The organism is Kaistella flava (ex Peng et al. 2021), assembly GCF_015191005.1.
GTDB lineage: Bacteria > Bacteroidota > Bacteroidia > Flavobacteriales > Weeksellaceae > Kaistella > Kaistella flava.
The window spans coordinates 1,077,315-1,092,647 of the sequence record NZ_CP040442.1; the positions used below are offsets into that span (position 1 = coordinate 1,077,315).

A 15,333-nucleotide genomic window follows, 5' to 3' on the forward strand; every position below is an offset into this window, starting at 1 on the left:
TACCTTTATTAATAATGATTATCGTGATTTAAAACGGCAAATATATTTAAGAAATTCGCAAAAAAGCAAATCTTATTTTAAGAAATAAAATTGTATTAAATGCAAAAAATGCAACACCGAAGTATTGCATTTTCTTTAGAGGTTTAACTAAAAACTTATCTTTTTCTCATCAAATGTGTAATTAAATCATTCAGAATTTTTCTCATGATATTACACTATTTTGTTTACAACAAATATTGTAAATTTTATCGAAATAAGCAAACAATTCTAAGAATTTTTCTCTTAAAAAATCCGTAATTTTGTAGCCTTAAATTTTATAATGATTACACCGACAGATATCGATATTAAGAAACAACTTTTCGTAAAAAATGCGCACCTTAATAATCTGAAACATATTGACGTTCTGATTCCTAAAAACAAACTCATCGTGATTACGGGAGTTTCGGGAAGTGGAAAATCCTCGCTCGCTTTTGACACGATTTATGCTGAAGGACAAAGGCGTTATGTCGAAAGTTTGAGTTCTTATGCACGACAATTTTTAGGAAAATTAGAAAAGCCAAAAGTTGATGATATTAAAGGTTTGGCTCCTTCGATTGCGATTCAGCAAAAAGTAATTTCTTCGAATCCACGATCTACAGTTGGAACTTCCACCGAAGTTTATGATTATTTAAAATTACTGTTTGCCAGAGTTGGACATACTTTTTCGCCCGTTTCAGGAAATGAAGTCAAAAAGGATTCGGTTACCGATGTTATTCAATTCATTGAAAAAAATGAAAACCAAACTTTCCTTTTGCGAACTCCTTTAAGTTTTGATGTTTCTAAATTTACTGAGCAAGCAAACACTTTAAAACTTTCGGGTTTTACGAGATTAGAAGTTAATGGAAATGTGGCTGGAATTGAAGATTTAGAAAGCTTCGGTTTTATTCCTGAACCTGACATGGAAATTCAATTGGTGATTGACCGTTTTAGTTATGAAGAGGATGAAAGTTTCTTACAAAGATTAGCAGATTCTATTCAAATGGCTTTCTATGAAGGTCGTGGATATTGTTCTTTAAAAAATATTGAGACCGGAAAAATCACCGAATTCTCTAATAAGTTCGAACTCGATGGTATGGAATTCATGGAACCGAATGTTCATTTTTTCAGTTTTAATAATCCTTACGGCGCTTGTCCGGAATGTGAAGGTTACGGAAAAGTAATCGGTATTGATGAAGATTTAGTGATTCCAAATAAAAATTTATCGGTTTTCGAAGAAACCGTTGCGAGTTGGAAAGGCGACACTATGAGCGAATGGAAAAGAGATTTCATTAAAAAAGCCAAAGACTTCCCTATTCATAAACCTTATCATCAATTAACGAAAGAGCAGAAAAATTATTTGTGGAAAGGTGATGGCACAGCGACCTTCCCGTCCATTAATAATTTCTTCAAAATGCTGGAGGAAAATTTATACAAGATTCAATACCGAGTAATGCTTTCCAGATATCGCGGGAAAACACTTTGTCCAACTTGCGAAGGTTTGCGTTTGCGTGAAGAAACAAAATGGGTGAAAATCGACGGACATAATATTCAGTCGGTGATTGAATTGCCCTTAGATGAATTTTTACCTTTAATAAAATCTTTAAAACTTTCCAAACACGATGCTGAAATTGCAAAACGTTTATTGTACGAAATTACGACTCGTTTAGAATTTTTAGATAAAGTTGGTTTAGGCTATTTAACGATTAACAGAACTTCAAACACGCTTTCAGGTGGGGAAAGTCAGCGTATTAATTTAGCAACTTCGCTCGGAAGTTCTTTGGTTGGATCGATTTATATTTTAGATGAACCATCGATTGGTTTGCATTCCCGCGACACCGAAAATTTAATCGAAGTTTTAAAAAGTCTTCGTGATTTAGGAAATACTGTAATCGTTGTAGAACACGATGAAGATGTAATGAAAGCCGCAGATTACATTATCGACATCGGTCCGGAAGCAGGATATCTGGGTGGCGAATTAGTTTTCGCCGGACACTTTGATGAGTTAGAAAATGCGGATACTTTAACTTCGAAATATCTGACCGGAAGATTAGAAATTAAAGTTCCGGAAACCCGTAGAAAACCAAAAGAATGGATTCACATCAAAGGAGCGCGTCAGAATAATTTAAAAAACATCGACGTTGATATTCCATTGGAATGTTTGGTCGTAATTTCAGGAGTTTCCGGAAGTGGAAAATCCACTTTAATGAAAGAAATCCTAACCAATGATATTCAGATTCAATTGGGAATGGGCGGAAAAAAAGGCGATTACGATTCTGTAGATTTTCCAACGAAACTCATTAAAAACATTGAGCTTATTGACCAAAATCCGATTGGTAAATCTTCCCGTTCGAATCCAGTTACTTATTTAAAAGCATACGACGATATTCGGGATTTATTCTCGAAACAGAAACTGGCAAAAATGCAAGGTTTAATGCCGAAACATTTCTCTTTTAATGTAGATGGCGGACGATGCGATGATTGCAAAGGTGAAGGTGTAATTACCGTATCAATGCAGTTTATGGCCGATATCGAATTGGAATGTGAAACTTGTCACGGCGCACGTTTTAAAAATGAAATCCTCGAAATTAAATTCGACGAAAAGAATATTTCAGATATCCTTCACATGACGGTTGATGAAGCTTTGGAATTCTTTAAAGATAACGACCAAGGCAAAATCGTAACCAAGCTGAAACCTCTGCAGGAAGTTGGTTTGGGTTATTTGCAGTTGGGACAAAGTTCCTCAACCCTTTCTGGAGGTGAAGCGCAAAGAGTGAAGTTAGCATCGTTTTTAGTAAAAGGTGCGACAACCGATAAATCATTATTTATTTTTGATGAACCTTCTACAGGATTACATTTCCATGATATTAATAAATTATTGAAATCACTTCAAGCATTAATAGAACTTGGACATTCAGTAATTGTTATTGAACACCAACCCGACATTATTAAAACCGCAGATTACATTATCGACATCGGCCCAGAAGCTGGAAAATACGGTGGCGAAGTTGTTTTTGCAGGAACTCCGGAAGATTTGGTGAAGAATAAAAAATCGCATACTGGAAAATATTTAAAAGAGAAATTGAAATAGCAAATGAAAGAAACAATGATGTTTTATTTTTATACATTATTAATCCCCATTTTGATTGCGATCATTTTGTGGATGATTGTGAAACCTAAAAAACATATCGATTTCACTATTTTATTATTACTGATTCTTTTTATTTATTCAGGAATCATCTACTTTTTAGAAATGGAACATATTATAACAGCAGGTTGGGTTTCATATTCTTTAATTTTCTTTCTGATCCCATTATTGACAATCACTTTATCAATAAAAGTTTACAAATTTTTTAAATAATTTAAAATTAAATATAAAAGCCAACTTTTCGGAGTTGGCTTTTTTGATTAGTACTGTTAGAGCTTCAAGCTCTAACAGCGCTTTCAAATATTTAAAAAACCCATACCACATTCTAAAGCAGAAACCTTAAATTTGATTTCCTTTTCGGCTTCATAGTTCAACGGATAGAACAAAAGTTTCCTAAACTTTAGATCCGGGTTCGATTCCCGGTGAAGTCACATTCTAAGAGCCAAGTAAAAAGTAAAAAGAACCAAGGCTATACTTGATTCTTTTTAATATTCAGCTTTAAAATTTTTTACTTACTCTTTTACCTTGGCTTTATTTTTTATCCACCACAATTCTATCCTTTCTATTCGCCAGTTCCCACGCAGTTGCGAATACCAATTGCGTTCGTTTTCTCAAGGAAACGTAATCAATTTTATCAGGCGTATCACTTGGCTTGTGATAATCTTCATGAATTCCATCAAAGTAAAAAATCACCGGAACCCCATTTTTCGCAAAGTTGTAATGATCTGAACGATAGTATAATCGGTCCTTATCATTAGGATCATCATACTTATAATTCAGTTCTAAGTTGACCGTTTCCTTATTCGCCTGTTCATTAATTTTCTTTAACTCAGAACTCAACATTTCCGAACCGATGACGTACACATAGTCTTTTCCACAATTGCCTGCATCACATCTTCCAATCATATCGATATTCAAATCTACTACCGTATTAGCCATTGGAAAAATCGGATGATCAGCGTAATATTTTGAACCTAAAAGTCCGTGTTCTTCACCGGTAACATGTAAAAATAGAATAGATCGTTTCGGTCCCTTTCCGGCTTTTTTCGCCATCTGAAAAGCTTTTGCAATTTCTAGAACTGCAACTGTTCCACTTCCATCATCATCGGCACCGTTATAAATTTCACCCTTCGAGATTCCGATATGGTCATAATGCGCAGAAATCACAATAACTTCGTCGGGTTTTTCTGAACCTTCAATAAAAGCTAAAATATTTTCTGATTCCGGTAAGTTTCCTCTTCTTCCATTTAATGCATCTTTCGGCACAATCTGATAATAAGAACTCATCGATTTTGGATGAGAAACACCCATTTTCTGATACTGCTCAATCAAATAGCGACCCGCCTTTTTCTGTCCTTCACTTCCCGTATCTCTACCTTCCATTTCATCGGAAGCGACGATATAGAGATGGGTTTTCAATTCGTCAGACGTAATTGATTCATACGATTTCTTAAATGGCGAACCCGAATAAGAAAGATTGGCGGCACAACTTTGCAAAAGCGCAAAAGCCAGAGGAAGTATAAAATACTTAGAGTTTTTCATGCGTTTAATTTTTTTTGAAAGTTAAATATAGGTTTAATTTTTAAATCACCGTTTTCATTTTCGGTTCATGTGACTAAAATTTTTAATCTTTCGCCGAAGTTGTTAGTTTTTAATGATTATTTGGGCAGACATTTCCGCCTGAGTTTACCCTGAGCTTGTCGAAGGGTTCCCGCTATTTTTATTGGTGGCTTCGACTCCGCTCAGCCACCAATAAAAATGAGCTCTACTCAAGTCGGGCTGCAGATGGGATATTAAAACTAATAATAGAATGTTTTAATTATTGGAGAATTGTTCGAAAGGACGATTCTTTGATAGTGGATATGATTTATAAAAATCAGGATTCAAAAAACATAAATTATGTGAACAATTTTTCTGCAAATGAAAGTTTTTTTTCAGAGTGTCATCCAGATTGGTGTTTTCATTACATTACTATGTATTACTAAAAACGAAAATGATTTAAGACAATTTATTGGATCTAATGATAATTTAGAAATACCATCACGCATCTTATATCTTAAAGCCATATTTTTTCATCTCTACAACGGTCCAAAATATATTTTTTTAAACTTAAAATCGCTTCCTGATAGTGCGGCACTTCATACCCGAAACGGTCATGTTCCATCTGTTCTTTTTCCAAGTCATTGCATCCTTTTATAACTTCCTGCAACATATCAATCATTGCTAATTCTTTGCTGTTCGATTTCTGAAATTTGAGTTCTATAATTTCGGTTTCCAGTTCCTCGCAATATTCCAAAAGTTCGATCACTTGTGGCTCTTGAAGTAAGGAAGGATTATTTTTGAAAATTTCCCGTGTAGATTTCATCGCATAAAAGTTTTAAACAAATTTAAAAATTATCCTCAAAGTGTTTATAAAACAATAATATTCGTAGTCATTTCAAGAGGGAAAAAATTATTAAGATATTTTATTTACTTCACCACCATTTTATTCCGCGGCAACCCAATCTCATGTTCCTGTGGATAAGGATTTCTCGTCGTCATACTCACATCTTCATTAATCTTTTTGTGAACTTCATAACTTTTCTGCTGATCTTCGGCATATCGTGGATCCGGAATAAAAGGCATTTTCGCCATCTTGAAAATCGTAATCGTAGGGAAATGAAAATCTACTTCCACTTGTCCCAATAACAGATAACAACCACCACCCTGAAAAGGATATTTCTGTAAATTATCAGGAAAATGAGCCGTGTCGAAAAAGTTTCCTTCTGAATCAATCCAGGTTCCAAAAAACATAGTTCCTTTTTTAGTCGGAACGTGCTTTCGGGAAATTAAATAGGCCAACATTCTCACTTGTCGTTTATGATGTTGCGGTAAATGTCTGGCCATAATGATACCTCGGTAGTTCGTCTGCAATAAATCAAACGGACTGCAAGACACGGCAAACCCCAGAATTTCTATTTCATCAAAAGCATCCTCAAACCGGTTTCTATTCAATACCGGAAGTTGATATTCCTGCACAGGCGTTTCAAAGAAAGTCGGTAACCGATATTCAGGTTTGAAATGAATCATGAGCAACCGCGCTTCAATCAAAAGTTCATTTTTGGGTTTTCCCGTAAACCGAAAAGCACCCACAAAAATCAAAGTCTGCAAAGTTTCAATCCCAACCGGAACTCGTTTAATAAAGTTTTCCAATGAAGTATATTCTCCATTCTTTTCTCTTTCTTCCGGAATAAAATTGGCGATTCTGCTTTCCAGTTTTTCAATATGCATGAAACCTAAAAAAACATCTTCTCCATAAACGGTAGTTTCAAACAAACTCCTATTTACACACGGATTATGAATTTTTCCACCCGCCATTCTGCATTCATGAACATAGACTTCTGTGCGATAAAAACCACCACCATTATTAATGGCAGAAACCATAAACTCAATCGGATAATACACCTTTAAATATAGACTTTGATAACTTTCTACCGCATACGACGCCGAATGCGCTTTACAAAAAGAATAACCCGCGAATGATTCGATCTGTCGGTAAACTTCTTTTGATAACTGTTCTGGATGTCCTTGTCTGGCACAGGATTCGAAGAAATGTTCGCGAACTTCTTGCAATTTTTCTATCGACCGACTTTTTCCGCTCATCGCTCTTCTCAAAACATCACCATCATCAGCAGAAACACCACCAAAATGCAAGGCAATTTTAATTACATCTTCCTGATAAACCATAATTCCGTAGGTTTCGCCGAGTTGCTCTTTAAAAACATCATGAAAATATTCAAATTGATCCGGATTATTATGTCGGAAAATATATTCTTTCATCATGCCACTTTTCGCCACACCCGGACGAATGATTGAAGATGCGGCGACCAAGGTTTTATAATCTTCACATTTCAAACGACGCAATAATCCACGCATAGCGGGACTTTCAATATAAAAACACCCAATCGTTTTTCCAATGCTTAAATAATCATTGCAGTTTTTATCATTTTTAAAAAGAGTCGTATTGTGAATATCAATATCAATTCCCTGATTTTTCTTAACGAGATCCAAAGTATCTTTAATCGTTCCTAAGCCGCGCTGAGAAAGAATATCAAATTTTTCAAAACCGATATCTTCCGCCACATTCATATCAAACTGTACAATCGGAAAACCTTTCGGCGGCATTTCCAAAGCGGTATAATTCGTAATCGGTTCCTGGGAAATAATAATTCCACAGGAATGCATGCTTCGTTGATTTGGGAATTTCTCCAGTAACATTCCGTATTTCTGCACGAGTTTTACCACTTTATTAGTATCATGAGTGGCCATTGGATTTTTAGCCAGAACATCGAGTTCTTCTTTCGGCAAACCAAAGGCTTTCCCAACTTCCCGAAAAATAGAACGGTATTTAAATTCGACATTCGTTCCGCAGAAAGCGACATGTTCTTTTCCGTAACGTTCAAAAATATATTTCAAAATTTCATCGCGTTCCCGCCAACTCCAGTCAATATCAAAATCAGGCGGGTTATTTCGGTGTTTATTGAGAAAACGTTCAAAATAAAGATTCAGTTCAATGGGACAAATCTCTGTAATCCCCAGGCAATAACTGACGATACTGTTCGCGCCACTTCCACGACCGACATGCAGAAAACCACGACTCATGCTGTATTTTACAATATCCAAAGTGATGAGAAAATAACCTGCAAAGTTCATTTCGGTAACCACTTTCAGTTCTTTTTCAATACGGTCGATGACGATTTGTGTTCTTTCCGGATATCGCTTATCTAAACCTTCGTAAGCGAGTTTTCTTAAGAGTGCATCGTCGTTTTCTTTATTTTCGGTAAAGTAGATTTTATTTTTTGGTGTTTTAAAATCAAAATTAAAGGAGCATTCATCCAAAATATATTGCGTGTTTTCTATAATTTTTGGATGGTTTTTAAATTGTTCTGCAATTATTTCTATCGGCTGAAAAACTTCATTTGGCGAACAACAATCAGTTTCCGACAGTTTTGAAATCAAAGTATTCTGATCGATCGCTCTTAGAATTCGGTGCAGATTAAATTCTTTTTTTGTTTTAAAGGTAACCGGATGCAACACCACCATTTTATCCAAAAACTTTTTCCATTCCGGACGAATTAAAAGATTGAGTTCTTCTGCCCTAACTCCGATAAATTCATTTTCCTTTAATTCCTCTGGAATATTTCCGAAAGGATAAATCACAAATACTTTCTGAAAATCCGGAGAAACTTGCGGCAGTTCTACTCCATCGCAATTATGATTCGTGAGCAAACGGTTGATCTCTGCAATTCCTGTTTCATCTTTGGCAATGGTAATGTAAAGGAGTTGGTTTTCTTTACGAATTTCCATTCCTACAATTGGTTTGATGCCGAAGTTTTCACATTCTTTTTTAAAATCATAAATCGCAGTGACGGTATTGATATCGGTCAGCACCAATTCTTTTGTACCGGAATCGGCGGCTTGCTTCACGAGTTCTTCAACTGATAAAGTGCCGTAGCGAAGGCTGTGAAAAGTGTGGGAATTGAGGAACACGATAATTAATTTTGAATTATAAATTCTAGATTTTAGGTTTTAGGTTTTAAGGTTTAATATTTTTAACGCAAAGACGCAAAGTATTCTTTCCAATTCGCGCGTTTTTCATGCACTTTTTAGGGCGCAAAGGCGTTTCACTTAGCAAAGGGAAATACCAATTTATCTTTTTTATTATTTTGAATAACTTTTAAGATGAATGCTTTTATAAATTTTCAGATTTATTTTTTCTACATTAATCACATTAGTTTTTAGTCAAACGCACAGTTCACAGAAGTTTCAGCGCAGTTCAATTTCCGAAGGAAATCTTAATGAACTTAATTACTTCATTAATCTTAATGGTTAAATTCAATAATTTTGTGAACTTTCAGAAGCACCATTTTCAGTTTAACAGTAATAAAACTTTGTGACTTTTATGGTTAAATAGAAACCAATTCAAATCCAGACGCACGTCCCAAAGCATTTTTGCCGAAACGGTTTTTCATGCGATCCATGGCTTGGTAGAGATTCATGAGTTCTTCGCTGTCTTCAAATAAATTCATTTGATAGGTCCCATGAACTAGATTCGTAAATCGCAAACCGACCAAACGCAGCCGCATTCTTCGCGTATAGAGTTTTTCAAATAAATCCAAGGCGACTCTGGCTAAAGTATGATCAATAGAAGTATAGGAGATTTTACACTGCTTGGTTTCTGTATCAAAATTAGCATATCGTATTTTTAAAACGACCGTGGAAGTTAGCCACTTTTCTTTTCGGAGTTGATAGGCCAACGATTCTGCCATTCCTGAAATCAGCCTTTTCAATTCGAAAATATCCATCGTGTCATTGGTGAAAGTATGTTCGCTTGATAATGATTTTCTTTCAGAATACGGGACAACTGGAGTCAAATCAATTCCGTTGGCTTTTTTCCAAAGTTCGCTACCGTTTTTACCAATCATTTGCTGCAAAACCAAAATGGGCATTTCTGCTAAAGTCTGAATAGTTCTGATTCCGACACGGGAAAGCAATTGAAAAGTAACATCGCCAACCATCGGAATTTTCCGTACAGATAAAGGATTGAGAAAAGGTTTTATATTTTGAGCCGGAATCTCTAATCTTCCGACGGGTTTCGATTCTCCGGTCCCAATTTTGGAAACGGTTTTGTTGGTAGACAACGCGAAACTGATCGGCAATCCTGTATTTTTCGTAACAGAATCTGCAATTTCCCTGGTCCATTGATAACAGCCAAAAAATTGATCCATGCCGGATAAATCCATATAAAATTCATCGATGCTGGCTTTTTCTAAAACGGGAACTTTCTCCTGAATAATTTCGGTGACTTCTTTGGAGAGTTTAGAATATCGTTCGTAGTCACCACGAATTACTTTTGCCTCGGGACATAACCTCATCGCCATTTTAATCGGCATGGCAGAACGAACGCCAAAATAACGCGCTTCATAAGAACAGGATGCTACTACTCCACGGTCGCCACCACCGATGATAACGGGAATTCCGTTGAGTTTCGATTCCTGTAATCTTTCACAGGACACAAAAAAAGTGTCCAAATCCATATGTGCAATTGCTCTTTCCATGGTACAAAATTAGTACGATTTATATCAAATATTTGTATATTTGTTGCTATAATTTATAGCAATGTCAATTTTATCAGAAAACATGCGGTATCTGAGAGGTCAGCAAAAATACGCGCAACAGAAAATCGCCGATAACCTTCTTATTACGCGCGGACGGTACGCCAAATATGAAGATGGTTCCAGTGAGCCGCCTATCGAAATCCTGATTCGTCTGTCGAAATATTACCGAATAAGCATCGATTTATTGGTCGGTCTTGACTTGAGTAAATATTCATTAGAAAAGATGATGAAACTTCCTGATAACCGTACCATCCTTCCGATTATGGTGGATGAAAAAGGCGAAAACAAAATAGAAATTATTCCCGAAAAAGCCCAAATGGGTTATCTGCAAGGGTACAGCGATCCGGGATATATTGAAAGGTTACAAACCATTTCTTTACCGTTTTTGAGGAACGGGAAATTTCGGGCTTTTCCGGCGAGTGGAGATTCGATGCCGCCTTTTAAAGACGGAACTTTCATCGTGGGGAAATATGTGGAAAATGTGAGTGATTTGAAGAAAGACAAAACTTATATTTTCATTACTCAAAATGAAGGTGTGGTTTATAAAAGACTTGAAAAGAAAACTTCAAAAAGCATTACGGTGAGTTCAGATAATCCGTTATACAAACCTTATGACATTAAACTTTCGGACTTGGTGGAAATTTGGGAGTATTCCTGCAGTATTAATACGGAAGAATTTGAGAACGAAACTTTGGATATGATGACGGTGAAGGAGATGTTTTTGAGTTTGAAGAAGGAGATTGATTTAATTAATAAAAGATAAAGTACCGTTTATTTTACCATTAAGATTTAGTTAAGACCTTAAGAGGATTAAGATTGCCTTCGGAAATTGCAATTTCTTTTTAAACACTAACAGCACAAATTTTTAAGACTACTTTAGGACTTTTGGTGTGAAAATTTATCAGTGTTTATCATTTCGGAAATATTCCGATTTTTCTTCCTGGTTTTTCGTCGCAGCATCGATAGAATGTGAAGCATGTAAATCTGCATCTTCCTGGGCTTCTTCAGCTAACTTTTCGTAGTATTTGTGAATTCGATCGAGTTCTTCTTCTGTTAGATCCTCGATATTTACAATCCGATTGCTGGTTGTTTTGTTGGCAGCAATTAACTCATTGAGTTTTATTTGAATGGCTTTAGAATCTTTATTCTGTGCTTTTTGAATCAAAAAAACCATTAGAAAAGTGATAATCGTGGTTCCCGTATTAATAACCAACTGCCAGGTTTCTGAATATTTAAAAACCGGTCCGCTCACCGCCCAAATAATGACGATTGCCAAGGCGCCTAAAAATGCATAAGAACTTCCTGTAAAAGTTGTTGCAGCATTTGAAAATTTTTCGAAGAAATTATTTTTAGCAGCCATAACTTTAGTTTTTAGTATCAGCTACACAGAAAAAAGTCTGCCAAAATGGATTAATTCTTCAACTTTATAAATGGTAAAATAGTGCTGAAATTAGTTTTTATCACTCTTCTTTTTTCCAAAGATAAAATAGGAAATTAAAAGACAAACATTTACCAAAACTGCAAAAGCATTCGACAGAATAATGGGGAGTTCTTCTTTGATAAAGCCATACCAAACCCAGAGCGAAAGTCCGACAATCAGGAATAAAATCATCAATAAAGATAAATCTTCGACATCTTTATTTTTCAAAACTTTGATGAGTTGCGGCAACATCGCCACCGAGGTAATTCCACCAGCAACCAATCCCAGAATATTTTCGTCCATCTTAATTTATTATCAAACGAATTTAGGAAAAAGTGGAGGAACTCTTTAGATAAATTAAAATCACCAATTGAAAAACTACGCTATCAAATTTCTATAAAACAAATGTTCCAAAGCGAAAACTCACTTTGGAACATTTTAGTTAATTAATAGAACTTAAGTCTATTTTATTTTTGAAGTTTAGCCAATAACATTTCAGCTACTTTTTCTGAAGAAGCCGGGTTTTGACCCGTGATCAATAATCCATCTTCAATCGCATATTCTTCAAAATCTCCTTTTTTACTATAGATTCCACCATTTTCTTTCAACATGTCTTCCACGAGAAATGGAACAACATCTGTCAATTGTACCAAAGCTTCTTCGGTATTGGTAAATCCGGTTACTTTTTTTCCTTTTACCAATGGTTCTCCATCCGTATTTTTCACATGTTTCAACGCTGCGGGAGCATGACAAACGAAAGATACAGGTTTGTTGGAATTGTAAAAACTTTCGATCAGTTTTGCGGATGTTTCGCTTTCAGCCAAATCCCATAATGGTCCGTGACCGCCCGGATAAAATACGGCGTCGTAATCTTCAGATGAAACCTCAGAAAGTTTATGCGTTCTGCTTAATTTTTCCTGTAAATCTTTATCTGCTTTAAATCTGATGGTTGATTCTGTTTGATTTTCAGGTTTATCGCTGGTTGGATCAATTGGTGGTTGACCGCCATTTGGAGAAGCTAAAATAACGTCAACTCCTTTATCTACTAAATAGTAATAAGGACTTGCGAATTCTTCAATCCAAAATCCAGTTTTCTCGCCAGTATTACCTAATTGATCGTGTGATGTTAAGACAAATAATATTTTCATATCTATTTTTTTAGTGTTTTAATTTTTAATAATTTAATGATTATTCATATTGAACAATAAAATTTTAACGCAAAGCCTCGCAAAGTTTTTTTTTAAAACATACTGTTTTACGTACCTCCTTAAGTTCGCAAAGGCGTTTCACTTAGCAATGCCCGCAATGAATTGTTAATACGAATTTTTATAATTCTGATTTTTAATAACTCATTTCGATGATTTTCTGAGCGTCAGACGGTTTTAAAGATTTATGTTCTCCAAGTCCTTCCCAACCTCTTTCAGTAAAACGTTTCGCAACAGCAGTTCCGGTTCCTGAATAATCTTTGGTATACTCTGATAATTTAATATCAATTCCTAAAGATTTGAAAAACTCATCTGTTTTGTCAATTCCAGCGTGGGCTTTTTCTTCTAAAGTTCCGTCGGTAATATTCCAAACTCTTTCTGCGTATTGCGCTAATTTTTCTTTCTTGGTTTCGAAATTATAACGGTAATGATTTCCGGCTAAAATGGCTAAAGTTCTGGCGTGATCGATTCCGTACATCGCGGTCAATTCGTGACCCATGGAGTGAATTGCCCAATCTCCGGGAACTCCTTGCTGAATTAATCCATTCAAAGCCATGGTACAACTCCACATAAAATTGGACGCCGCTTCATAATTGGTTGGATCTTTCATAATTTCCGGAGCCACTTCAACCAAAGTCTGCATAATACTTTCTGCGAAACGATCCTGTAATTTTGCACCGATCGGATACGTCATATATTGTTCCATCACGTGCGTGAAAGCATCAGCAATTCCGTTTGCTAACTGACGTTGTGGAATTGATTTGATCACTTCAGGATCAAGGATAGAAAATTGCGGGAACATTCCCGGTCCACCAAACGCTAATTTTTCTTTGGTCTCTGCTCTCGTAATTACAGAACCAGAATTCATTTCTGAACCCGTTGCAGGAAGTGTCAGAACTGTTGCGAAAGGCATTCCTTCCGTTACTGGTTTTTTATTCGTCAATAAATCCCAAGGAGTTTCGCCTTCATATAAAGCTGCGGCTGATAAAAATTTAGTTCCGTCAATGACTGAACCGCCACCAACTGCTAAAAGGTAAGTGATGTTTTTTTCTTTGATTACTTTTAAAGCCTCCAATAAAACACTGTATTCTGGGTTTGCGGGAATTCCACCGAATTCTACGACTTCATATCCTGAAAGTGCTTTTTTCACTTGATCATAAACTCCATTTTTCATAATACTTCCTCCGCCGTAAAGCATCAGTATTTTTGAATTTGCTGGAATTTCTGTTGGAAGATTTTCAATTTGTCCTTTACCAAACAATATTTTTGTTGGATTTCTGTATTTAAAATTGTTCATATTATGTATTTTAATGTTTATATTTTTACGATCATTTTTCCTTTATTCTTACCTTCGAAAAGGTCGATAAAAGCTTGTGGAATATTTTCAAAACCTTCCACGATGGTTTCTGAATAAGTGAGTTTTCCTTCGGATAGCCATTGCGATAAATGCTTCATTCCTTCCGGAAACTTCTCTGCATAATTCCCTACGATGAAACCTTGCATCAAAGCACTTTTTCGAATTAAAAAATGTTCAACTCTTGGTCCTTGCGGAACTGAAGTATCATTATAAGCGGAAATTGCTCCACACACGATAATTCTTCCTAATCTGTTGATGTTCGCATGAACACTGTCGGAAATGGTTCCACCAACATTGTCAAAATAAACATCGACTCCATCGGGACAAACTTCTGCAATGGCTGTGGTCATGTCACTCGTTGTTTTATAATTGATGGCTTCATCAAAACCGAATTTTGATTTCAGCATTTCTACTTTTTCATCCGTTCCAGCGATTCCGATAACGCGACAACCTAATATTTTTCCGATTTGACCAACGATGCTTCCGACTGCTCCGGCGGCTCCGGAAACAACAAGGGTTTCTCCTTTTTGCGGCTTTCCAATTTCTGTCAGTCCGAAATAAGCGGTTAATCCGGTCATTCCCAAAACACCGAGATAGTTAGAAAGTGGCGCTATTTGATCATCTATTTTTAAAAGGTTTTCTCCAGTTGAAGTTTGAAATTCTTTCCAGTTCAACATTCCTGAAACAAAATCTCCAACTTTGAATTTTTCATTTTGAGATTCTGTCACTTCTGCAACAACTCCGGAACTTATTACTTTTTGTAGTTCAAAAGGCGGTACGTACGATTTTGCATCACTCATTCTTCCTCTTAAATACGGATCTACGGACACGAATTTTGTTTTTAAAATAACTTCACCCTCTTTTAGGACAGGCATTTCTTCCTCAACAAATTTAAAATCTGAAAGTTGAGGTTTCCCAACTGGACGACTGTTTAGTGTGATTGTTTTATTCATCTTTAAAGGTTTTTATTAAATTTAAATTACTCTTATCGCTAATGCTGGATTACTGAGGTTTATCATTTTTATTTAAAA

11 protein-coding genes and 1 tRNA gene are annotated in these 15,333 nt (G+C 35.7%); 3 read left to right on the forward strand and 9 right to left on the reverse strand.

Features of this window, described 5'->3' with window-relative positions; translation table 11 throughout:
* Positions 1 to 319: 319 nt before the first annotated feature.
* Positions 320 to 3,106 carry an excinuclease ABC subunit UvrA gene (gene uvrA, locus Q73A0000_RS04880; protein WP_193812959.1) on the forward strand — a complete coding sequence of 929 codons (2,787 nt, stop codon included), beginning with the start codon at positions 320 to 322 and terminating at the stop codon, positions 3,104 to 3,106.
* A gap of 416 nt (positions 3,107 to 3,522) precedes the next feature.
* A tRNA-Arg gene (locus Q73A0000_RS04885) sits at positions 3,523 to 3,594 on the forward strand.
* 100 nt (positions 3,595 to 3,694) lie between these two features.
* On the opposite strand, the gene Q73A0000_RS04890 is transcribed toward Q73A0000_RS04885, so the two are convergent.
* The 4 genes from Q73A0000_RS04890 to dinB form a co-directional block, all read right to left on the reverse strand.
* Positions 3,695 to 4,705 (reverse strand): M28 family metallopeptidase, encoded by a 1,011-nt coding sequence (locus Q73A0000_RS04890; protein ID WP_193812960.1) that lies wholly within the window; start codon positions 4,703 to 4,705, stop codon positions 3,695 to 3,697.
* 514 nt (positions 4,706 to 5,219) lie between these two features.
* On the reverse strand, positions 5,220 to 5,528 hold the full coding sequence (locus Q73A0000_RS04895; protein WP_193812961.1) for a hypothetical protein: 309 nt from the start codon (positions 5,526 to 5,528) through the stop codon (positions 5,220 to 5,222).
* A 104-nt stretch (positions 5,529 to 5,632) separates the two neighbouring features.
* The gene (locus Q73A0000_RS04900; protein ID WP_193812962.1) at positions 5,633 to 8,692 is read right to left on the reverse strand and encodes a DNA polymerase III subunit alpha; all 3,060 of its coding nucleotides are present in this window, start codon (positions 8,690 to 8,692) and stop codon (positions 5,633 to 5,635) included.
* Positions 8,693 to 9,108: 416 nt separating this feature from the next.
* Entirely contained in the window at positions 9,109 to 10,260 is a 1,152-nt protein-coding gene (gene dinB / locus Q73A0000_RS04905) for a DNA polymerase IV (protein ID WP_193812963.1), read from the reverse strand.
* A gap of 61 nt (positions 10,261 to 10,321) precedes the next feature.
* Between dinB and Q73A0000_RS04910 the strand changes: the two genes are divergently transcribed.
* The gene (locus Q73A0000_RS04910; RefSeq protein WP_193812964.1) at positions 10,322 to 11,083 is read left to right on the forward strand and encodes a helix-turn-helix domain-containing protein; all 762 of its coding nucleotides are present in this window, start codon (positions 10,322 to 10,324) and stop codon (positions 11,081 to 11,083) included.
* A 138-nt stretch (positions 11,084 to 11,221) separates the two neighbouring features.
* On the opposite strand, the gene Q73A0000_RS04915 is transcribed toward Q73A0000_RS04910, so the two are convergent.
* The 5 genes from Q73A0000_RS04915 to Q73A0000_RS04935 all read right to left on the reverse strand — a co-directional run bounded on the left by Q73A0000_RS04915 (position 11,222) and on the right by Q73A0000_RS04935 (position 15,255).
* On the reverse strand, positions 11,222 to 11,680 hold the full coding sequence (locus Q73A0000_RS04915) for a low affinity iron permease family protein (protein ID WP_193812965.1): 459 nt from the start codon (positions 11,678 to 11,680) through the stop codon (positions 11,222 to 11,224).
* 90 nt (positions 11,681 to 11,770) lie between these two features.
* Positions 11,771 to 12,043 carry a SemiSWEET transporter gene (locus Q73A0000_RS04920; protein WP_193812966.1) on the reverse strand — a complete coding sequence of 91 codons (273 nt, stop codon included), beginning with the start codon at positions 12,041 to 12,043 and terminating at the stop codon, positions 11,771 to 11,773.
* A gap of 164 nt (positions 12,044 to 12,207) precedes the next feature.
* A complete protein-coding gene (locus Q73A0000_RS04925; protein ID WP_193812967.1) occupies positions 12,208 to 12,888 on the reverse strand; it encodes a type 1 glutamine amidotransferase domain-containing protein in 681 nt (226 codons plus the stop codon).
* Between the two features lie 193 nt (positions 12,889 to 13,081).
* Positions 13,082 to 14,242, reverse strand: coding sequence for an iron-containing alcohol dehydrogenase (locus Q73A0000_RS04930; RefSeq protein ID WP_193812968.1), 1,161 nt, complete (start codon positions 14,240 to 14,242; stop codon positions 13,082 to 13,084).
* Between the two features lie 17 nt (positions 14,243 to 14,259).
* A complete protein-coding gene (locus Q73A0000_RS04935) occupies positions 14,260 to 15,255 on the reverse strand; it encodes an NADP-dependent oxidoreductase (RefSeq protein ID WP_193812969.1) in 996 nt (331 codons plus the stop codon).
* Positions 15,256 to 15,333: the final 78 nt, after the last annotated feature.

Coding starts and splice junctions, on each gene's coding strand:
- uvrA (WP_193812959.1), top strand. CDS start 320: ATGATTACACCGACAGATATCGATATTAAGAAACAACTTTTCGTAAAA.
- Q73A0000_RS04890 (WP_193812960.1), bottom strand. CDS start 4,705: ATGAAAAACTCTAAGTATTTTATACTTCCTCTGGCTTTTGCGCTTTTG.
- Q73A0000_RS04895 (WP_193812961.1), bottom strand. CDS start 5,528: ATGAAATCTACACGGGAAATTTTCAAAAATAATCCTTCCTTACTTCAA.
- dinB (WP_193812963.1), bottom strand. CDS start 10,260: ATGGAAAGAGCAATTGCACATATGGATTTGGACACTTTTTTTGTGTCC.
- Q73A0000_RS04910 (WP_193812964.1), top strand. CDS start 10,322: ATGTCAATTTTATCAGAAAACATGCGGTATCTGAGAGGTCAGCAAAAA.
- Q73A0000_RS04915 (WP_193812965.1), bottom strand. CDS start 11,680: ATGGCTGCTAAAAATAATTTCTTCGAAAAATTTTCAAATGCTGCAACA.
- Q73A0000_RS04920 (WP_193812966.1), bottom strand. CDS start 12,043: ATGGACGAAAATATTCTGGGATTGGTTGCTGGTGGAATTACCTCGGTG.
- Q73A0000_RS04925 (WP_193812967.1), bottom strand. CDS start 12,888: ATGAAAATATTATTTGTCTTAACATCACACGATCAATTAGGTAATACT.
- Q73A0000_RS04930 (WP_193812968.1), bottom strand. CDS start 14,242: ATGAACAATTTTAAATACAGAAATCCAACAAAAATATTGTTTGGTAAA.
- Q73A0000_RS04935 (WP_193812969.1), bottom strand. CDS start 15,255: ATGAATAAAACAATCACACTAAACAGTCGTCCAGTTGGGAAACCTCAA.